The organism is Streptomyces sp. NPDC047880 (genome assembly GCF_040706515.1).
In the GTDB taxonomy this organism is placed as follows: Bacteria; Actinomycetota; Actinomycetes; order Streptomycetales; family Streptomycetaceae; genus Streptomyces.
In genome coordinates this window covers 27,705-47,401 of the sequence record NZ_JBEZOK010000041.1, presented here as the reverse complement: position 1 = coordinate 47,401, position 19,697 = coordinate 27,705, and the positions used below count along the sequence as shown (strand labels likewise).

17 protein-coding genes and 4 pseudogenes are annotated in these 19,697 nt (G+C 70.0%); 12 read left to right on the top strand and 9 right to left on the bottom strand.

The features are described from left to right. The coding region (locus tag AB0937_RS37295) for a transposase (RefSeq protein WP_366718451.1) at positions 1–221 on the bottom strand (221 nt) is incomplete at its 3' end. Positions 222–273: 52 nt separating this feature from the next. Beyond that, positions 274–801, bottom strand: a complete 528-nt coding sequence (locus AB0937_RS37290) for a hypothetical protein (RefSeq protein ID WP_366718449.1) — start codon at positions 799–801, stop codon at positions 274–276. A 767-nt stretch (positions 802–1,568) separates the two neighbouring features. Between AB0937_RS37290 and AB0937_RS37285 the strand changes: the two genes are divergently transcribed. Further along, positions 1,569–1,772, top strand: a complete 204-nt coding sequence (locus AB0937_RS37285) for a cold-shock protein (RefSeq protein ID WP_356650991.1) — start codon at positions 1,569–1,571, stop codon at positions 1,770–1,772. Positions 1,773–1,957: 185 nt separating this feature from the next. Here AB0937_RS37285 and AB0937_RS37280 read toward each other — a convergent pair. The 3 genes and pseudogenes from AB0937_RS37280 to AB0937_RS37270 all read right to left on the bottom strand — a co-directional run. After that, a pseudogene (locus AB0937_RS37280) lies at positions 1,958–2,153 on the bottom strand (hypothetical protein); the annotation flags it as partial. Between the two features lie 407 nt (positions 2,154–2,560). After that, positions 2,561–3,881 (bottom strand): annotated as a pseudogene (locus tag AB0937_RS37275) (aldehyde dehydrogenase family protein). Positions 3,882–4,217: 336 nt separating this feature from the next. Beyond that, on the bottom strand, positions 4,218–4,715 hold the full coding sequence (locus AB0937_RS37270) for a peptidylprolyl isomerase (RefSeq protein WP_366718447.1): 498 nt from the start codon (positions 4,713–4,715) through the stop codon (positions 4,218–4,220). 184 nt (positions 4,716–4,899) lie between these two features. Here AB0937_RS37270 and AB0937_RS37265 point away from each other — a divergent pair, with 184 nt between their 5' ends. The 3 genes from AB0937_RS37265 to AB0937_RS37255 all read left to right on the top strand — a co-directional run bounded on the left by AB0937_RS37265 (position 4,900) and on the right by AB0937_RS37255 (position 6,953). Beyond that, complete coding sequence (locus tag AB0937_RS37265) at positions 4,900–5,874, top strand: GNAT family N-acetyltransferase (RefSeq protein WP_366718445.1); 975 nt, start codon at positions 4,900–4,902, stop codon at positions 5,872–5,874. Between the two features lie 98 nt (positions 5,875–5,972). Then, positions 5,973–6,260, top strand: coding sequence for a hypothetical protein (locus AB0937_RS37260; RefSeq protein ID WP_366718443.1), 288 nt, complete (start codon positions 5,973–5,975; stop codon positions 6,258–6,260). Positions 6,261–6,737: 477 nt separating this feature from the next. Further along, positions 6,738–6,953: a hypothetical protein gene (locus AB0937_RS37255; protein ID WP_366718441.1), complete on the top strand. Its 216-nt coding sequence runs from the start codon at positions 6,738–6,740 to the stop codon at positions 6,951–6,953. A gap of 45 nt (positions 6,954–6,998) precedes the next feature. On the opposite strand, the gene AB0937_RS37250 is transcribed toward AB0937_RS37255, so the two are convergent. Then, positions 6,999–7,184 (bottom strand): hypothetical protein, encoded by a 186-nt coding sequence (locus tag AB0937_RS37250; protein WP_366718439.1) that lies wholly within the window; start codon positions 7,182–7,184, stop codon positions 6,999–7,001. 366 nt (positions 7,185–7,550) lie between these two features. Then, complete coding sequence (locus AB0937_RS37245; protein ID WP_366718457.1) at positions 7,551–8,690, bottom strand: PP2C family protein-serine/threonine phosphatase; 1,140 nt, start codon at positions 8,688–8,690, stop codon at positions 7,551–7,553. A 201-nt stretch (positions 8,691–8,891) separates the two neighbouring features. On the opposite strand from AB0937_RS37245, the gene AB0937_RS37240 reads away from it, so the two are divergent. Further along, positions 8,892–11,561 carry a SpoIIE family protein phosphatase gene (locus AB0937_RS37240; RefSeq protein WP_366718437.1) on the top strand — a complete coding sequence of 890 codons (2,670 nt, stop codon included), beginning with the start codon at positions 8,892–8,894 and terminating at the stop codon, positions 11,559–11,561. A gap of 119 nt (positions 11,562–11,680) precedes the next feature. Here AB0937_RS37240 and AB0937_RS37235 read toward each other — a convergent pair whose 3' ends face one another. Beyond that, positions 11,681–11,896: a hypothetical protein gene (locus AB0937_RS37235; RefSeq protein ID WP_366718435.1), complete on the bottom strand. Its 216-nt coding sequence runs from the start codon at positions 11,894–11,896 to the stop codon at positions 11,681–11,683. 509 nt (positions 11,897–12,405) lie between these two features. On the opposite strand from AB0937_RS37235, the gene AB0937_RS37230 reads away from it, so the two are divergent. The 7 genes and pseudogenes from AB0937_RS37230 to AB0937_RS37200 all read left to right on the top strand — a co-directional run bounded on the left by AB0937_RS37230 (position 12,406) and on the right by AB0937_RS37200 (position 18,731). After that, positions 12,406–13,491, top strand: coding sequence for an S-(hydroxymethyl)mycothiol dehydrogenase (locus AB0937_RS37230; RefSeq protein WP_366718433.1), 1,086 nt, complete (start codon positions 12,406–12,408; stop codon positions 13,489–13,491). Next, positions 13,491–14,126 (top strand): MBL fold metallo-hydrolase, encoded by a 636-nt coding sequence (locus AB0937_RS37225; protein WP_366718431.1) that lies wholly within the window; start codon positions 13,491–13,493, stop codon positions 14,124–14,126. The genes AB0937_RS37230 and AB0937_RS37225 overlap by 1 nt, the downstream gene beginning before the upstream one ends. 107 nt (positions 14,127–14,233) lie before the next feature. Next, positions 14,234–14,786, top strand: a pseudogene (locus AB0937_RS37220) (hypothetical protein); the annotation flags it as partial. 122 nt (positions 14,787–14,908) lie between these two features. Next, a pseudogene (folP, locus tag AB0937_RS37215) lies at positions 14,909–15,834 on the top strand (dihydropteroate synthase). Positions 15,835–15,986: 152 nt separating this feature from the next. After that, positions 15,987–16,349: a bifunctional 3-phenylpropionate/cinnamic acid dioxygenase ferredoxin subunit gene (locus AB0937_RS37210; RefSeq protein ID WP_062931108.1), complete on the top strand. Its 363-nt coding sequence runs from the start codon at positions 15,987–15,989 to the stop codon at positions 16,347–16,349. Next, complete coding sequence (locus AB0937_RS37205; RefSeq protein WP_366718429.1) at positions 16,346–17,509, top strand: FAD-dependent oxidoreductase; 1,164 nt, start codon at positions 16,346–16,348, stop codon at positions 17,507–17,509. Before AB0937_RS37210 ends, AB0937_RS37205 begins: the two co-directional genes overlap by 4 nt. A 91-nt stretch (positions 17,510–17,600) precedes the next feature. After that, positions 17,601–18,731 (top strand): aromatic ring-hydroxylating dioxygenase subunit alpha, encoded by a 1,131-nt coding sequence (locus tag AB0937_RS37200; RefSeq protein ID WP_366718427.1) that lies wholly within the window; start codon positions 17,601–17,603, stop codon positions 18,729–18,731. A 51-nt stretch (positions 18,732–18,782) separates the two neighbouring features. Here AB0937_RS37200 and AB0937_RS37195 read toward each other — a convergent pair whose 3' ends face one another. Beyond that, positions 18,783–19,529, bottom strand: coding sequence for an IclR family transcriptional regulator (locus AB0937_RS37195; RefSeq protein WP_366718455.1), 747 nt, complete (start codon positions 19,527–19,529; stop codon positions 18,783–18,785). Between the last annotated feature and the right edge of the window lie 168 nt (positions 19,530–19,697).

The following is a 19,697-nucleotide window of genomic DNA, read 5'->3' as shown; positions in this document are numbered from 1 at the left end:
TCCCACGGCGACTGGTTCACGAACTGCTGCAGGGCCTGCATGTTCCCGTCCGGCAGCCGCTCGGCCATCGGCTGGACCGACTTGCGCCGGCCGTCGAGCATCAGGCCCCGCAGATAACACTCGCCCCACCGCCGCTGATCCCGCCGCGGCACCGAGGCGAACACATCGGCAACGAACTCCGATAACTCACCCCGGAGTCGTTCCACTTCCCCCAGCCTCATGCCAAGAAGATGCCCAACACCAGGCGAGATCACCCGACGTAACGAAGCACTACTAGCCCTCGGGCGGGGCGCCGGAGGTGCGGGAGCTGGTGCCGCCCGGCTTCGGAGGGGCCCAGTCGGGCTTGGCCGTCGCCTCGGCCGGGTCGGGCTCGTCGAGCGTGAGTCCCCAGGAGCCGTCCTCGCCGATGCGAGCCTCGATCTCCTTGATCCGGCCGCCCTTGGTGAAGTACAGGACCACGACCTGCCGTACGGAACCCTCGTCGTAGAAGTCCGCCGTCACGTCTTCCTTTGCGGCGGCGCCGAAGGCCTTCACCCAGTTGCGGGCCGTGGCATCGGCGTGCTTGCCGTCGACGGCGAGCGCGGCCAGCCCGTCGGTGTCGCCGTCGGCGAGCCGCCATACGGCCTTCTGCACCGTCTCGAGACTTCCTGTGGAGGGGTACCCGACGATGCGCAACGGCCGGTGATTGCCGTAGTCCGTCTGATAGGTCAGGGACTTGTCGTCCGACGCGCAGCCCGCCAGAAGCGCGCCGGCGACGACGGCGGCCGGCGCGAAACGGATGAACCCTGTCTTCCGGGCCATGGTCAGGACCTCGCCTTCGGACGGAGGATGGTCACCCGCTCGACGCAGTCGGGCTTGCCGCGGTACCGCAGGACGGCAGCCGCGAGACTGGTCCTCTTGGAGCTGCCGTGCTGGATCAGCTGAGGCCCGTGCCGCTCGCGCTCGACGATGGCCGCGTGGGTGTGGACCCCGAGGCCTGCTTGCCGGAATGCTTCGCCTCGGTGAGCGCGGACGGCACGTCGGGTGAGGGCTTCCCGGAGGGCTCGTCCACGGCGGGTGCCGCCGCGAGGGCCGGCGGGGGCGTCGTCAGGACGTCTGAGCGCACGCGGAATGTCCCGTTCCCCCGGAACGGGCGGTGATATGTGCATGGTGTGCATTCGACCCTTGGTCGGATGGTCAATGAGTGATGCAGAAGCCGTAAAGCTAATGCCTGGCTGGTGTGCACACATCACCGCGGGGTTGTTTTGCCCCACATTGATCAGGCAAGAGCGGCGATGGGCTTCATCACGGAGAAGCGAGGGAACCTCGAGCTCTGCCTGCCGTCCAGCGGGCGCTGGAGCAGGCGGAGGCAGCGAAGGACTGCTGCTGTCACAGTTCGTGGAGGACGATGAGGAGACCTGCCTGGCTCTGTCGACGAGCCGGTCGAACGGCACACCCCCACGTTTGGAGGAAAGGTCGGATGATCGGCGGCTGAGGGGGTAGAACGGTACGCGGGTGTCCTCCACGTTCCGGACGGCACCTCTCATGGACCAGCCGGGACCTCTCGGCGATATCGAAGGACAAGCAGCATGGCCAGCGGCACCGTTAAGTGGTTCAACGCCGAAAAGGGCTTCGGGTTCATCGCCCAGGACGGCGGAGGCCCGGACGTTTTCGCCCACTACTCCAACATCACCGGCAACGGCTACCGGGAACTGATCGAGGGCGAACCGGTCACCTTCGACGTGACGCAGGGACAGAAGGGCCCCCAGGCCGAGAACATCGTGCGCGGCTGACGAAGGACGATGCCTGCCGCCCCGGGTGAGCCGCTGGCCACGGCGGCACCACCAGCGCGGGGCGGAGCAGCTCGGTAGCCCGCTGGGCTCATGAGCCGGAGACACAGATCCACATCCTGTGTCCCCGCTGCGCGAACGAGGGGCCCGGCTGATGCCGGGCCCCTCGTCACGGAGGAGCAGCGCTGCTGAGTGACGCCCATCGCCCAGCAGGCGATGACGCGTTCGCTGTTCAGGACCTCGTCGCGGACCTTCTCGATCTCCTCGCGGGTCAGTCCGGTCGCTGTGCGCACGTCCTCCCAGTCCAGGGTGCGGGCGTGCTGGGCGAAACTCCTCGAAGCCGGTCGTGTGGGCATCGATGAAGTCGTGGTTCCCATCGACCACTTCAAGTCACCCCGATGTCTCCGCCGCCCGGGCTGCCGTCTGCCAGGGGGACGGACCCGTCACGAGCGCTACCGCCTGCCGCCCTGGGCGCACACAGCCGACGTCTCCGGCCACCCGCGCGCCGCCGTCGGGCGCCGCATCCCCACACGCCGTCAGATGGCCGGCGCTTCGAGCCCGAGCAGGCGCTTGCGGCCTGGACGCTCATCGAGGCGTCGCCCCTGATCGGCTCAGCGCACTGGGTGAGCGTGCGGCGGCGATCGTCCACTGAGCGCGCGTATTGGGGGGGGACATGGCTCGGTCCACCACCCTGCATGTCGCGGAGTCCCTCGGCCACGGCCGCATTCGGTCGGGCGTCGCACGACGAGGAGATGGTGGGCTGAGGCCGCGTAGGCACCCGGCCGCGGGCGTCAGTGCAGCGGCTTGTTCAGGACCGCCTTGCGGTGGCTGAAGGTCTCGATGGAGTAGCGGCCGTGGTAGTTGCCCATGCCGCTTTCCCCCACCCCGCCGAACGGCAGGTCGGAGACGGTGAGATGAGCGAGCGGCAGACCGTGCCCCAGGCCGCCCGAGGAGGTCTCCTCGGCGAACCGGCGCCGTGTTTCGTCGGACTCGGTGAAGACGTACAGGGCGAGCGGCTTGTCCCGGTCGTTGATGAAGCCGATCGCCTCGTCGAGGCCGGGGACGGTGACGATCGGGAGGATGGGGCCGAAGATCTCCTCCTGCATGACGGGCGCATCCGGGGCGACGTCCGCCAGGACGGTGGGTGCGATGTACTTCGTCGCACGGTCGCTCGTGCCGCCCACCACGGTGCGACCGGAGTCGAGCAGGCCGGTGATCCGGTCGAAGTGCCGTTCGTTGATGATCCGGCCGTACTCGCCGGACGCGGCCGGGTCGGTGCCGTACAGCGCCTTCACGGCGTTCGCGAGCAGCGGCTCGAGAGCCGTCGCGGTCTCCGGATCGGTCAGGACGTAGTCGGGGGCGACGCAGGTCTGCCCGGCGTTGAGGAACTTGCCGCGGGTCAACCGGTCAGCGACGACGGCCAGGTCGGTGTCGCGGTCGACGAACGCCGGTGACTTTCCGCCCAGTTCGAGGGTGACCGGGGTGAGGTGCGGCGGCGGCGCGCAGCACGATCCGGCCGACGGTGCCGTTGCCGGTGTAGAAGATGTGGTCGAAACGTTCGGCGAGCAGGGCCGTGGTCTCGGGAACCCCGCCCTCCACCACGGCGACCGCATCGGCGTCGAGGTACGCCGGCAGCAGCCGGGCCAGGATCGCGGAGGTGGCGGGGGCCAGCTCGCTCGGCTTTGCGGCCACCGCGTTGCCGGCGGCCAGGGCGCCGACCACGGGGGCCAGCAGGAGCTGCGCCGGGTAGTTCCAGGGCGCGATGACGAGGACGACGCCCAGGGGGTCGTACTGCGTCCAGACCGTCACGTCGGTGCCGAGGTGAGCCGGGTTCGGGGCGGGCTCCGGTCGCAGCCAGTCGGCGAGGTGATCGAGGGTGTGGTCGATCTCGCGGACGGTGAAGTCGATCTCGGTGCGAAAGGCTTCCGTGGCGCTCTTGCCCAGGTCGGCGTGGAGGGCGGCGGCCAGGTCCGTGCCGTTCTCGGTGAGCATGTCGCGCAGTCGGCGCAGCTGGGCCACGCGCCATTCGGCAGGCTTGGTTCGGCCGCTGCGGAAGGTGGCGCGCAGGCGGGCGACGACGTCGGCGGGCTGCTCAGGGGCGGAGTGCTTCACGGGTACCTCACAGGCTCATAGTCAGATGTATATGCCAACCATTTGCCCACTCATCCGCATTCCATCGTTTCCGCAGCGCATCCGTGCCGTGTGTCACAGCGGGTCGTGGCCTCCGGCCGCTGTTCGGCACGGGCGCCTGCGCGGCTGAACCCGGCCTGACGGTCGGTGACCGTCAGCTCCACGCCACTACAAGCTGTAAACGGAGCCGGCTACCGAAGAGTCGCCCATGCTGCCAGTGCAGCACCGGTTGGGCGGGGCGGGTGTCGGGAACCGTCTGCTCCCGACACCTCGAAGGACCCCTGCAGCACCACCGGATGCTGCCGTCTGCCTTTGAGGTCAGAGAGCGCCGCAGTCGGCGATGGTGATGGTGGCCGAGGTACGGCCGGACCGGGAGCCGTAGCTCTCGATCTTCCGCACGACTTCCATGCTGCTCTCGTCGGCGACCTCACCGAACACGACGTGCTTGCCGTCGAGCCACGACGTCACGATCGTGGTGATGAAGAACTGAGAGCCGTTCGTGTTCGGGCCGGCGTTGGCCATGGAGAGCTGGCCCGGCTTGGTGTGCTTGAGCGTGAAGTTCTCGTCGGCGAACTTCTCGCCGTAGATGCTCTTGCCGCCCGTGCCGTCGCCGCGGGTGAAGTCGCCGCCCTGGAGCATGAACTCCGGGATGACGCGGTGGAAGGACGAGCCCTTGTAGCCGAAGCCCTTCTCGCCGGTCGCCAGTGCGCGGAAGTTCTCCACGGTCTTGGGGGCGACGTCGTCGAACAGGTCCAGGTTGATCCGGCCGGCGGGGACGTCGTCGATGGTGATGTCAAAAAATACCTTGATAGTCATGTCCCCATCTTGACACTTGGCGCTCTCCCACTCGGCCCGGGTACCCCTTGGCCGGCGTCGTGCTTGCAGAGCAGGCGGCGGGAGAGGGCTCTCTCGCCTTCCCCTGAGGCACCGCCGACCCCGTCGCTTCGCCCGTGGCGCACGTCTGTGGTGCGATGGAACCGGGGGTGGAAGGAGAGCGATCATGCCCGCAGCGAAGCGAACGAGTGCCGCCTCCCCGGTGTCGGTCCGCCCGCTGGCCGAGCCGGATCTGGATCGGGCGGACGAGATCTTCAGAATCGCCTTCGGGACGTTCCTCGGGACCCCTGAGCCGGAGACGTTCTTCGGGACCGTCGACTACGTCCGCACCCGCTGGGCGGCAGACCCACACGCCGCCTTCGCGGCGACCGTCGACGGCGAGGTCGTCGGGTCGAACTTCGCCGCCGACTGGGGCAGCGTCGGGTTCTTCGGCCCGCTGACCATACGGCCGGATCTGTGGGACCAAGGCATCGGCAGGCGCCTCATGGAACCGGTCATGGGCCTGTTCGACACCTGGGAGAACCGCCATCTCGGCCTGTTCACCTTCTCGCACAGCCCCAAGCACCTCGAGCTCTACCGTCGGTACGGATTCTGGCCCCGATTCCTCACAGCCGTCATGAAGAAGCAGGTCTCCGCAAGTACGGCAGTCCGCGGCCGAGTGCTCTACGGCGAGCTGGCCGCCGCTGAGCGGTCCGAGGCGCTGAGCCTCAGTCGCGCACTGACGGGGGCCGTGTACGAGGGCCTGAGCCTGGAGCGCGAGATCATGGCGACGCAGGCGCAGGGCCTTGGCGACACCGTCCTCCTCGAGGGCGCCGACTCCGGCCTCGACGGTCTGGCCGTCTGTCACTGCGGAGCGGGGTCGGAAGCCGGTGAGGATGTGTGCTTCGTCAAGTTCGGCGCCGTACGCCCTGGCCGGAACGCCGCTGAGCGGTTCGAACGACTGCTGGACGCGTGCGAGCAGTTGGCCACGGAGAGGGGCCTGGGGCAACTGGACGCCGGAATGAACCTGGCCCGCCAGGATGCCTACCGGCGCATGGTGGACCGCGGTTTCCGTACCCAGCTGCAAGGCGTGACCATGCACAAGCCCAACGAACCCGGCTACAGCCACCCGGACGCCTACGTGATCGACGACTGGCGCTGAGGGACGGCGCGCAGCGGCCCGAGCAGGGGGTGTGTTGAGTCACCATCACCGCCTGCTTCTCCCGCCGCTTTGTGCGACTCGCGTGAGATCATCGGTCCATGAGCAGCGACCTGGAAGTGAGTGCTCTGGCGATCAATGTCGCGATCCCGCAGGCGCTCCGCTGGACGGACACTCGACGTGGTGAAGAGTTCCAACTGACCACACTGAACATCCGGCTTCTCCCGGACGGTCACCTCGCCGCGAAAGCGTATGGTCGGCCGGTCGGCGGTGGCCGGGGCGCATATGTCTCGTTCCCGGTGCCCGGCGAACCAGAGCTGGCGGCTCTGGTTGTCGACGCGGCCGGCCGCGCCGGGACGTTGTGGGCCGCCCACCGCGGTCTCGGCTGAGCCGAGTTCGACTCGAGGGCACACGGTGGCAGTTCAGGGCTTCGCTCTCGCGGCGGGGTCTGGTCCGGTAGATCTTCGTGCGTGACGGTGTGCAACTGGCGCACATGAAACGGGAGTTCATCGGGCCGTACCTGCCGGTCGGCGAGTACGGCCCGTATCCCGAGCGGCTCCGGCAGCCGCCGACGTCTTCGAGGCTGTACTGGAGGGCTGACTGGGCGCCAGGGGACGAGCCGTCTCCGGCCGGTCAGCCGGACGAGCGCGGCAGGGACTGGCTGGTGTTGCGCGACCCCGGCGGCGGACCGCAGCTCGCCTTCCAGTACGTGGAGCGTCTTCGTGAGCCGGACTGGCCCGACGGCCAGGTGCCCCAGCAGATGCACCTCGATCTGAGCGCCGACTCGTCGGAAGAGCTGCGCAAGCAGCGCGGCCCTTGCAGCAGACCGGCCCTGGGCACACCCGGAGAAGGGGGCTGCGGCGGCTGTGCAGAGCGGCTCGGTCCCGGCGTACCGCTCCAGGACCCCGACCGCACTGCGGACGCTGGGCATCGCGTCCGCTGTCGTGCTCACCGCGCAGGTCGAGGCGCGGGAATGGCTGCGCGGGCCGGCGATCGTGGCCGCCGGCGCAGTGCTCGGTGCAGTTGCCGCCCCGCAGCGGAATAGGAGCGCCGCCGGGGACGGTGACGCGCCTGCCGGCTGAACGGGTGTGCCGCTCGGAGCCCTCGCCCCGGGCGGCTCACCTGTTTCAATCGTCCGCGGAGCGCCCCTCGAAGTCCCGCCGCACAGCCGCACCTTCGTCTTCGACCAGCCCGTCCCCAGAGGGGAAGTCCAGAACCGCGCCGCAGTGGCTGCACAGCTTCCCGTCTTCGGTCGGCGTGCCGCACGCCTTGCAATACCGATTGCCCTTTTCGTTCTCGTTTTCCTGCGTCATGAATCTCCGAGTGCAGCTTGGAAGTGGTGGGTCGGGAAGCGGGGTACCCAGGGCGCTGGAGTCGATTCCGTGGCCGATCGGCCGGCCTGCCGTGCTGCGGCGGCCAAGCGTTCCCAAGCGGCACCCTGCCACCTGCCACCTGCCACCTGCCACCTGCCACCTGCCACCTGCCACCTGCCACCTGCCACCTGGCGGCCCGGCGGCCCGGCGACCCGCGGGAGAAGCGTCCCAGTCCGCGACCGTGTCTCTCACCAGCATCCGGCTGCCGACCCGGGGCCCAGCCCCCATCGATCCAGCCCCCGTCATCCAGCCCTGGTCGCGCCAGCCCCCGTCGATCCAGCCCTGGTGGGTCCAGCCCTCGTCGGCTCAGCCCCCGACCACTCCGCCCTCGGCGCCGACGATTCCCCGATCTTGCGCGGTGCTGCGCCTCAGCGCGAGCGCCGCGATGTCGTCGTCGAGCCGCCCGCCGCTGTGTCGGAGAAGGTCCCGGTGCAGATGGTCCAGCAGCTCGCGGGGATGTTCGGGGTCCTGTCGCCGCATCCAGTCCGACAGCGGGAAGAACCGCCCCGTGGGGTCCCGGGTCTCCGATACGCCATCCGTGTAGAGCAGCAGCTGCTCACCCGGGGCGAACGCGACGACGTCGACCCAGTAGCGGTCACCGATGAGCCCCGCGAGGTTGAGGGGTGGCGAGGGGACGGAGGGCTCCAGGACCCGGACCTTCCCGCAGTGCGCGATCAGCGGCGGGGGATGCCCGCAGTTGAGAAGGCGTATCCGGCCGCCGCCGTGCGGGATCTCGGCGAGGAGAGCAGTGGCGAAGTGCTCGGGCTGGTCCTGGACGGGAAACGCGGCGCTGTGGCGCGTGACGGTGGTCTCGAGGCGGTGGACGATGCCTTGCAGGTCGGCCTCGTCGTAGGCGGCCTCCCGGAAGCAGCTGATCACCGCCGACGCCGCCCCGACGGCGGACAGGCCCTTGCCCCGCACGTCGCCGATGAGCAGCCTGACCCCGTACGGCGTACCGATCGCTTCGTAGAAGTCGCCGCCGATCCGGGCCTGCTCCTGGGCTGCCAGATACAGCGACTCGATCTCGACGCCCCCGATGTGGCGCGGCAGCGGGCGAAGCAGCACTTTCTGCGCCGCGTCCGCCACGAGCCGGACCTGGAAGAGCATCTCCTCCCGCTGAAGCCGGACGTGACTGCCGTACGCGGCCGCCAGGGTGACCGCGATGATCGCGCCCGAGGTGTACGGCGTCCCCAGATCGGTGTGGAAGAGGCTGAGGACGAGCATGAGCGCGAGGCAGCACGCCCCCAGCAGCATGGTGGGGAGCACGGGCCACATCGCGGCCGCAAGGGCGGGCGCGGCGGGCAGGAGGCGGCTGAACGCGATCTCCCTGGGGGTGGAGAACGCCAGGCCGGCGATGAGAACGGTGATGACGAGGGGCGACAGCCGGGCAGCTTCCCATCGGCCACTGTAGGCGAGGCGATGGCGCCACGGCCGCGCAGACGTGATCACAAAAGTATCTTATCGGTCTAATCGGACGCAGGGTGTGGAAGGGGCGCGCGTGCATGGGAAAGTGCTGCATGTGGCCGGGTTCCGGGGGGCGGGACCCCCACGGAGTGCGGCCGCGCAGCCGCATGGATCCCCGAGGTGGACCGAACGAGGGACCGGCGCGCCCTGGCCACTTGGGATCACCGGTGTTAGAAAGGTCGCATGGCGAGTCCTTTCGCCCGTCTTCGACACCTGTCGGTCAAGCGTCTGATCAGCAAGAGCACGCGGACTGTAGCCGGGCAGGTGTTGGTTTTCCAGGTGGCTCTGGTCGTGTTGCTCGTGGCCTGTGGCGTCTTCGCTCTCATCCTGCAGTCGGAGCGGGACAGCGGTGCCGAGGCCAGGCGCCGCTCCACGGCCGTGGCGCAGACCTTCGCGCACTCGCCGGGGGTCCTTGCGGCACTGCAGACCCCGGATCCCAGCAAGGTTCTCCAGCCGCTCACCGAGGCGGCACGCCGGGCAGCCGACGTCGACTTCATCGTGGTCATGAGCACTACGGGCATCCGCTACACGCATCCCTTGCCGGACCGGATCGGAAAGCAGTTCGTGGGCGAGATCGGGCCGTCGCTGGAAGGGAAGGTCTACGTGGAGAGCGTCGACGGCCCACTCGGTCGCGAGGTGCAGGCCACGGTCCCGATCAAAGACGCCGACGACCAAGTGGTGGCCCTGGTCTCGGCCGGGATGAAGGTCAAGAACGTCGAAAGTCAGTTGAACCGGCAACTACCGATCATCCTGGGCGCGGGAGCCGGCGCCCTCGCGCTGTCGGGGGGCGTGACGGCACTGGTGGGCAGGCGGCTGCGCCGGCAGACACACAGTCTTGCCCCGGACGAGATGGCCCTGATGTACGAGCACCACGACACAGTGCTCCACTCCGTCAGGGAAGGGGTGCTCATCGTGGCCGCCGACGGGCGGCTGATGCTGGCCAACGACGAGGCCAGACGACTGCTGGAGCTGCCCCCGGACATCGAGGGGCGGCTCGTCTCGGATCTGCCCGGCCTCGACCCCGAGACGAAGGAGCTGCTCGCCTCCGGGCGCGAGGCGACCGATGAGGTGCATCTCGCGGGAGAGCGGCTGATCGCGGTCAACCAGCGGCCCACCGGCCGTGAGGGAGGACCCAGGGAGACGGTGGTGACACTGCGCGACTCCACCGAGCTGCAGGCGGTGACGGGCAGGGCGGAGGTGGCACGGGAGCGGCTCCGGCTGCTGTACGACGCCGGACTCCACATCGGTACCAGCCTGGACGTGCTGCGCACCGCCGACGAGCTGGCGCGGGTCCCCATCCCCCGCTTCGCGGACTTCGTCACCGTGGACCTGGCCGATGCCGTGCTGCACGGTGAGGAGCCGGCCCCCACCGGGACGGCCATGCGACGCGCGGCCGTGTCCGGCATCGTGGACGACCATCCGCTCACCGAGCAGGGCCGGCTTTTCGACTATGTTGCCTCCACGCCGCAGGCGCGCGGCTACGGCAGCGGCCGTTCCCAGCTGGTGAGGGATCTGCCCACCGCCACGGGGTGGCGCCTTCAGGACCCGGAGCGGGCCAAGGCGGTCATCGACTACGGCATCCGCTCCCTCATCACCGCGCCCATCCAGGCCCGGGGCGTCGTGCTGGGCATGGCCACCTTCTGGCGCACGCAGCAGCATGAATGCTTCAACGAGGAGGACGTGTCGCTGGCGGAGGAGCTGGTGGCCCGTGCCGCGATCAGCATCGACAACGCCCGCCGCTACACCCGCGAGCACGCCCTGGCGGTCACCCTGCAGCGCAGCCTGCTGCCGCAGGCCGTGCCCGAGCAGAGCGCCCTCGACATCGCCTACCGCTACCTCCCCGCCCAGTCGGGCGTGGGCGGCGACTGGTTCGACGTGATCCCCATGCCGGGCAGCCGGGTGGCACTGGCCGTCGGCGACGTGGTCGGACACGGCCTCCACGCCGCCGCCACGATGGGACGGCTGCGCACGGCGGTGCACAACTTCTCCGCCCTCGATCTGCCCCCCGACGAGCTGCTGAGCCATCTGGACGACCTGGTCGGAAGCATCGACCAGAGCGAGACGGCGGAGAGCGCGGCGGGCGTCGTGGGCGCCACCTGCCTGTACGGGATCTACGACCCCGTGACGCGCCGTTACGTCATGGCGCGGGCGGGGCATCTGGCGCCCGCCCTGGTGCAGCCTGACGGGACCGTCAGCTTCCCGGACGTGCCCGCCGGTCCACCGCTGGGCCTCGGCGGTATGCCGTTCCAGACCGCGGAGCTGTGCCTCGAGGAGGGGACCCAGCTCGTCCTGTACACCGACGGCCTCATCGAGGACCGCAGGCGCGACCTCGACGTGGGGATGGAGTTGCTGCGCGAGGCGCTCACCGGCAACCCCGGCCGGCCACCCGAACAGACCTGCCAGGACGTGCTGGAGAGCGTGCTTCCCGGCCGCCCCAAGGACGACGTCGCCCTGCTCGTCGCCCGCACGCGGCAACTTCCGTCCGACCGGGTCGCCGACTGGGACGTGCCACAGGACCCCGCCGCCGTGTCGGGCATGCGCGACGCCGTGTCCCGAAAGCTCGAGGAATGGGGGCTGTCGGAGATCGGCTTCACCCTGGAGCTCATCCTGAGCGAGCTGATCACCAACGCCATCCGCTACGGTTCCGGGCCGATCCACGTACGGCTGATCCGTGACCGCGCGCTGATCTGCGAGGTGGCCGACGGCAGCAGCACCTCACCGCACCTGCGCTACGCCGCGACGACGGACGAGGGCGGCCGGGGCCTGTTCCTTGTCTCGCAGATGGCTGAGCGCTGGGGCACCCGGTACACCCCACAGGGCAAGGTGATCTGGGCGGAGCAGGCCCTGCCCTAGATCCGGTGCGGGGGATGCCACGTCATGCGTCCCCCTCCGCGCCTGCTGTGCATGCTGGTGCGAGTGCACAGAGCACCGGAGGGCCCTGCAGAGGCCCTCCGGTCATTGTGTGTGGCCGGTCAGCAACTGTCCGTCCAGCTGTGGGATGCGATGTTGCCGTTCGCCGACTCGCCCGTAGCCGTCCCACACCAGGGCCAGCCGTGGCTGAACGCTTCCCGTCCGAGCGTCAGGTCCAGCCACATGTCGCCCCGGCCGAGGCAGGCGTACGCAGCACTCCGGTCCTCGCCGTAGTACAGATTGACGTCGTCGTAGCTGCCGGCGTAGCCCCGGTTCACCACCGAGGAGGCGAGGTTGCGCAGCTGCGGGCACCCCGGGCCCGGATAGTCCCAGTTGCTTGTTTTCTTCCGGCTGCTGCCGGTGAATATCTCCCGCGCCCGGGCGTCAGATACATCGAGGTGGTCGACGTCTCGCCCTCCACGTCCGCCCTTGCCTGGCTGCGGCGAAGACGATCCGAATCCACGATCAGAGCCGTCCGGAAGGCGGCGCGAGAAGCCACAGCCCGTCGCAGCCACTACGGACGAAGGTCCGCCGGCGGGCCCACTGGGTAGATCACGAAACCGCACCCGGCGCTGGGCGTGCTCGCAACGGCCCGCCGCCTCATCCGCCGGCGCCGCCTGCGAGCCTCGTTCCGAAACGAACCGCCGGCCGGTCCGGTTCCTGTCGACCCCTTGACCGCCGGTCTCCTCCTCCCCGATGCTCGGTTGCGTATGGCGGTGCGTGTACCTGATGAGGCAACTCAGGGAGCGACGCACCCGGCTCGAGTTTCCCGTCTGAGGAGCAGCTCATGGCTCACGAGGTACGTGCCGTCGTCGCCCGGAAGAAGGGCGCACCGGTTTCCGTCGAGACGATCGTCGTCCCGGATCCCGGTCCGGGTGAGGCACTGGTCAAGGTCGAGGCGTGCGGCGTCTGCCACACCGACCTCCACTACCGCGAGGGCGGGATCAACGACGAGTTCCCCTTCCTCCTGGGACACGAGGCGGCCGGCCGCGTCGAGGCGGTGGGGGAGGGGGTCACCGGCGTGGAGCCCGGGGACTTCGTCATCCTCAACTGGCGTGCGGTGTGCGGCCAGTGCCGGGCCTGCAGCAAGGGCAAGCCCTGGTACTGCTTCGCCACCCATAACGCCACGCAGCCGATGACGCTGCTCGACGGCACCCCGCTCTCGCCCGCCCTCGGCATCGGCGCCTTCGCGGAGAAGACACTGGTCGCCGCGGGGCAGTGCACGAAGGTGGACCCGGCCGCCCCGGCGGCGGCAGCCGGGCTGCTCGGATGCGGTGTCATGGCGGGTTTCGGCGCCGCGGTCAACACCGGTGCCGTCGGGCGGGGGGACTCCGTCGCCGTCATCGGCTGCGGCGGTGTCGGCATGGCCGCCGTCGCGGGCGCCCGGCTGGCCGGCGCGTCCAAGGTGATCGCCGTCGACATCGACCAGCGCAAGCTGGACCGTGCCATGACCATGGGGGCCACCCATACGGTCGACGCCGCCAAGGGCGACGTGGTGGAGGCGGTGCGCGAACTCACCGGTGGATTCGGAGCGGACGTCGTCGTCGAGGCGGTCGGCCGCCCGGAGACGTACCGGCAGGCCTTCCACGCGCGGGACCTGGCGGGCACGGTCGTGCTGGTCGGTGTGCCCACCCCGGAGATGAAGGTGGAACTGCCGCTGCTCGACGTCTTCGGTCGCGGCGGCGCGCTGAAGTCCAGCTGGTACGGCGACTGCCTGCCCTCGCGCGACTTCCCGGCCCTCATCGATCTGTACCTGGGCGGCCGGTTCGATCTGGACGCCTTCGTCACCGAGACCATCGGACTCGGTGACGTGGAGGAGGCCTTCGAGAAGATGCACGGCGGCGACGTGCTGCGCTCCGTGGTGGTGCTGTGATGGCCGGCGCACCCCGCATCGAACGCCTCGTCACGAGCGGCACGTTCAGTCTCGACGGCGGCACCTGGGACGTCGACAACAACGTCTGGATCGTCGGTGACGACGACGAGGTCCTCGTCATCGACGCGGCGCACGACTCCGACGCCGTCCTGGAGGCCGTCGGTGACCGCCGGCTGACAGCCGTCGTGTGCACCCACGCCCACGACGACCACGTGCGCGCCGCACCGGACCTCGCTCTCGCCGGCGGCGCGCGCGTCCTGCTGCACCCCGACGACCAGGTGCTGTGGAAGATGGTCCACCCGAACCGGCGGCCCGACGGCCCCCTCGCCGACGGTGACGAACTCGTCGTCGCGGGCATCGGGCTGCGCGTGCTCCATACACCCGGGCACGCGCCCGGGGCGGTGTGCCTGTACGCCCCCGACCTGGGCGCACTGTTCAGCGGTGACACGTTGTTCGCGGGAGGGCCGGGCGCGACCGGGCGCTCGTACAGCGACTTCGGCACGATCCTGACCTCGATCGGCGACCGGCTGCTGACGCTCCCCGGCGACACGGTCGTGCACACCGGGCACGGCGACACGACCACCATCGAGGCGGAGGCCCCGCACCTGGAGGAGTGGGCCGTCCGCGGCTGGTGACACGAGCACCGCCGCACCGGCCGGGCGGGCCGGACTCCCTCGGTCCTCCACGTTCCGAGCGATACCCATGGACGCGCCCCACCCGGCCGTCCCGGCCCGGACCCATCGCAGGATTCGAAGGGCCCCCGGTCTGTGCCCGGTGCGGCGATGCGCGTCCCGAGCCGGAGCCGCCTCCCGAGCCCGGGGCCTGGCGGGGACCGGACCCCGGCGACTGGACGTCGTCGCCGGACCGCGCCGCCTGCACCGCGGGCATGCGCCGCATCCGCGAGCACATCGCGGCGGGGCGGCATCCACCAGGCCGACCTCTGTCGGGTGCTCTCCGCACCCCTGCCCCGACCCGGCCGCCGCGGGCATCGACGCGCTCACCGCATGGCTCGCCCGCGGCAACCCAGCGCCCCTTGCGGCACCATCCGGCTTCCGGCGCACGGCGTCGAAGCCGCCACCGCTTCGCCCGAACCGTTCCTGAGGCGGACGCGCCGCACCACCGAGTCCGGGCCCATCAGGGGCGCAGGACCGGTGCTGCGCTTCGGTACGGACGCCGGTATCACCCGGGGGTCCGACCCGGACCGGGAGTGGTACGCGACCGAGCCGAAGTCCTCCCGGCTGGTCGCGCCGGCGTCCGGACCCCGTCACGAGGCCGGGGTGTGCCACCTGCCTTGACAGTGCCGCGCGCTCGTCCCCACACTCGTTGCCCACATCGCACTTTGTTCCTCTATGTGCAACGAGGTCGAGCAGCCCATGAAGACTTCCTTGTGTCCCCCCGCCGACCCGCCCGGCGCCGCATGAGCACCGTCGCCCGGGCCGCTCACGCCCATTGCCTGCGAGGTCTTCCCCGCCTGGACCGGACCCTGGTGATGGGCATCGTGAACGTCACGCCCGACTCGTTCTCCGACGGCGGGCGGTGGTTCGAACCGGAACGGGCCGTCGCGCACGGACTCGCACTGCTGGATGAGGGCGCGGACATCCTGGACGTGGGCGGCGAGTCGACCCGTCCCGGTGCCACGCGCCCGACGGGGGAGGAGGAACTGCGGCGCGTGCTGCCGGTCGTCCGCGCACTGGCCGCCGCGGGCGCCACCGTCAGTGTCGACACCATGCGGGCCGAGGTCGCCGCCCGCGCCCTCGAGGCCGGTGCCGCTCTGGTCAACGACGTCTCCGGCGGACTCGCGGCCCGGCGATGGTGCCGCTGATGGCGCGGGCCGGCGTGCCTTGTGTGGTGACGCACTGGCTCGGACAGCACTCCGTCGGCATGCAGGCGCACGCCGTCTACGACGATGTCGTCACCGTCGTCGTCGACGAGTTGCGGGTGAGAGTCGACGCGGCCCTGAACGCCGGAATCCCGCCGGACTGTCTCATCGTCGACCCGGGGCTGGGGTTCGCCAAGCACGCCGAGCGCAACTGGCGGCTCCTCGGCCGCCTCCGGGAGGTCGCCGCCGCACTCGGCCGCCCGGTTCTGGTGGGCGCGGCGCGTAAGGCGTTTCTGGGCCACCTTCTGAGGGACCCGGAGACGGGACGGCCCCGCCCCGCGCACCTGCGGGACGTGGCCACCTCCGCTGGGTCGGTCCTGGCCGCCACGCAGGGTGCCTGGTGCGTCCGCGTCCACGCCGTCACCTCGACGGCCGACGCGGTGCGCGTGACCGCCCGCTGGCGACTCGAGAACGCGCGCGACGCCGTCGCCGACACCCCGTTTCTGAGGGGTGACCAGCTCTGACCTGCGTTTCCTATGACGCAGGGCGTCTCGTATCACGCAACGAAAAATAGGGGCGGCGAGCGACCCGTGAACTCCTTGACAAGGGTTTGTGGGCGACCTCAAACTGGCGTTGCGTTCACCGCAATCCGTTTCGCTATACGCACCGAGGTGTCATGATGATTCCCGCGTGCCGTCTCGTGGATCTGCCCCGAGGCGAGGCCCACAGGCTCGACATCGACCCGCCGGTCTCGGTGTTCCACACCGACGACGGCGAACTCTTCGCCATCGACGACACATGCACCCACCAGGACGCCTCGCTCGCTGACGGCTGGCTGGAGGGCTGCGAGGTCGAATGCCCGCTGCACGCCTCGAAGTTCAACCTCAAGACCGGAGCCGTCGACGCTCCGCCGGCCAAGCTCCCGGTGCGCACGCACGAGGTCTTCGTCGAGGACGGCATGATCTACGTCCGGCTGTCCACGGCAGCCCCCAACCTGCCTCCCTGCATAGCCGCCCGGCTCGCCGGGGGCGTCGCGTGAGGACGGTGGCCGTGGTGGGCGCGTCGCTGGCCGGTCTGTCAGCGGCGCGTTCCTTGCGAAAGCAGGGGTACGACGGACGGCTGGTCGTCATAGGTGACGAGCTCCACCGTCCGTACGACAGGCCGCCGCTGTCCAAGGAGTTCCTGGCCGGCGGCATCGGCGAGGCCGATCTGGCCCTGGAGCCGGACGACGAGGACCTGCAGGCGGAGTGGCTGCTCGGAGCGCGCGCCGCCGGACTCGGCACCGCCCCCCGCGCCGTACGTCTCACCGACGGCCGTGAGGTGAGAGCCGACGGCATCGTCATCGCCACCGGCGCCGCCGCCCGCACCCTGCCCGGCATGGAAGGCCTGGCCGGTGTGCACACCCTGCGCACCTTGGACGACGCCCGCGCCCTGCGGGACGAACTGGCCCGGGGCGGTCGTCTGGTCGTGATCGGTGGCGGCTTCATCGGCGCCGAGGTCGCCTCGACCGCCTACGCCCTCGGCCTCGATGTGACCATCGTCGAGGCTGCGTCCACACCACTGGTCGGACCGCTCGGCACCGCCATGGGCGCCATCGTCTCCGCCCTCCACGCCGACCACGGCGTACGCCTGTTGTGCGGAGTCGGCGTCAAGGGGCTGAGCGGCGAGACCCGCGTCGACGCCGTCCTGATGGAGGACGGCCGCAGCATCCCCGCCGACATCGTCGTCGTGGGTGTCGGGGCCCGCCCCTGCGTCGACTGGCTGACAGGCTCCGGCGTCGCACTCGACGACGGCGTCAAGTGCGGCGCGGACGGCCGTACCAGCATGGCCGGGGTGGTCGCGGTAGGCGACTGCGCCTCCTGGTACGACCCGCGCGCGGGCACTCACCGCCGCGTCGAGCACTGGACCGGTGCCCGGGAACGCCCCGACGCGGCGGTCACCGCCCTGCTCTCCTGGGGCGAGTCCGAACCGGGCGTACCCAGGCCTCCGTACTTCTGGTCCGACCAGTACGGCGTGAAGATCCAGTTCGCCGGCCACGCGTCCCGTGCCGACAGCGTCACGATCGAGGAAGGCGCCGCGGACGACCGTAACGTCCTGGCCGTCTACCGGCGTGCCGGGCACCCGGTCGCCGTTCTCGGAATGAACCAGCCCCGGCTGTTCATGCGCTGGCGCAAGCAGCTCGCCGCCCACACGTCCTGAAAAGGGCGCTGCTCCTTGATCGACGACGTCCGGTGTAGCCCGTCCCGGCGCGTGCATGCCCGATCCACGACGTTTCCCCGAGGAGTGCACTGTGACCTCGACCGGCCTGCCGGAAAGTCTCATCGCCACCCTGCCCGGCTCCGCCTACACGGACCCCGGGGCCTTCGCCCAGGAGCAGGAACACATATTTGAGAAGATGTGGTTCTGCGCCGTGCGCTCCGCCGACGTCGCCGGCACCGGGGCGTTCCGGACCGTCCAAGTCGGCCGCGAGAGCATCCTCATCACCCGAGCCCGCGACCGGTCCGTACGCGCCTTCTTCAACGTCTGCCGGCACCGTGGGGCCACGCTCTGCACGGCGGAGAGCGGCGAGGTCAAGCGCGCCTTCCAATGCCCCTACCACGCCTGGACGTACGACCTGACGGGCAAACTCGTCGCGGCGCCCAACCTCACCAAGATGCCCGATGTCGGCCGCACCGAGTACGGCCTGGCAGCCGTGGCGACGCGCGAATGGCTCGGCTACGTGTGGGTGTGCCTCGCCGAGAACTCGCCCCCCTTCGACGAGGTCGTGCAGGACGTGGTAGCGCGTCTCGGCGACACGGAGTCGATCGAGCACTACGGCATCGAGGACCTCGAGGTCGGCAGACGGATCGTCTACGACGTCCGGGCCAACTGGAAGCTCATCGTCGAGAACTTCATGGAGTGCTACCACTGCGCGACCATCCACCCCGAACTCACCGAAGTGCTGCCCGAGTTCGCCGACGGCTACGCCGCCCAGTACTACGTGGGACACGGCGCGGAGTTCGGCGCGGACGTCAAGGGCTTCACCGTCGACGGCTCAGAGGGCCTCGACCGGATCCCGGGCGTCACCGAGGACCAGGACCGCCGGTACTACGCGATCACCGTCCGGCCGCAGGTGTTCATCAACCTCGTGCCCGACCACGTGATCTTCCACCGGATGTTCCCGGTCGCCGCGGATCGCACCATCGTCGAGTGCGACTGGCTGTACCTCAAGCACGTCGTCGAGAGCGGCAAGGACGTCAGCCGGTCGGTGGAGCTGTTCGACCGGGTCAACCGGCAGGACTTCGACGCCTGCGAGCGCTGCCAGCCGGCCATGAGCTCCCGGCTGTACGCCAAGGGTGGCGTCCTGGTGCCCAGCGAGCACCACATCGGCGAGTTCCACACCTTCGTCCAGGAGCGTCTGAGCGCGGGGAGACCGCAGTAACGGCGGTTCCCGGCCGCCCCCCCGGTGCACGGGGCGTTCGGCGCGGCGGGCTCAGCCCAGATAGCCCATCCGGTGGCTGATCTCGTCCGCGCCCTTGACCAGAACCGGAGCGAGATCGTGAATGCGGTCCTCGGTGAGCCGGTACGCCGGTCCTGAGGCGCTGAGCGCCGCGATGACCTCTCCGTCCCGGTTGCGGACCGGGGCGGCCATGGCGTGCAATCCCGCCTCGAACTCCTCCAGCGTCCAGGAGTAGCCGCGCTCCAGCGCCTCGGCGAGGTTCTTCTCCAGCTTCGTCTTCGCGGTCAGGGTGCGCGGCGTCATCTTCTTCAGGCCCGCGTCCGACAGCAGCGCGGCACGCTCCTTCGCCGGCATGTGGGCCAGCAGGATCTTGCCACTGGACGTGGCGTGCAGCGGCGTCAGCTGACCGACCCAGTTGAACGCCGTTACGGCACCAGGACCGCGCACCTGGTACAGGTTGATCGCGTACTTCTCCTGCATCACGGCGAGGTTCACCGTCTCGCCGATCTCCTCGGCGAGACGCTCGCAGACCGGGCGGCTCTGCTGGGTGATGTCGATGCGTCCGGTGACCGCGCCGGCGAGACGGACGATGCCGAAACCGAGGCGGTACTTGCCGCGCTCGCCCGCCTGCTCCACCAGGCCGCGCGCCTCCAGGGCGCCCAGCAACCGGAACGCGGTCGACTTGTGGACGTCGATCTCGGCGGCCACCTCGCTGACGCCGGCCTCGCCGCGCCGGGCCAGGATCTCCAGCACGGTGATGGCCCGGTCGACCGACTGCACCCCACCGGTCGGCGCACTTGTCGTTTCGGTATCTGGATGGTGGTTGCTCACAACGCAACTATACGGGTGATTAACATAGCTGGCAGCGATGCAGGTCACCGGCCTGGACCAGAAAATCTGAAGTTGCGCTGTCCGCAACCTGGTGCGCATAGAGATGCCGGTACTAGC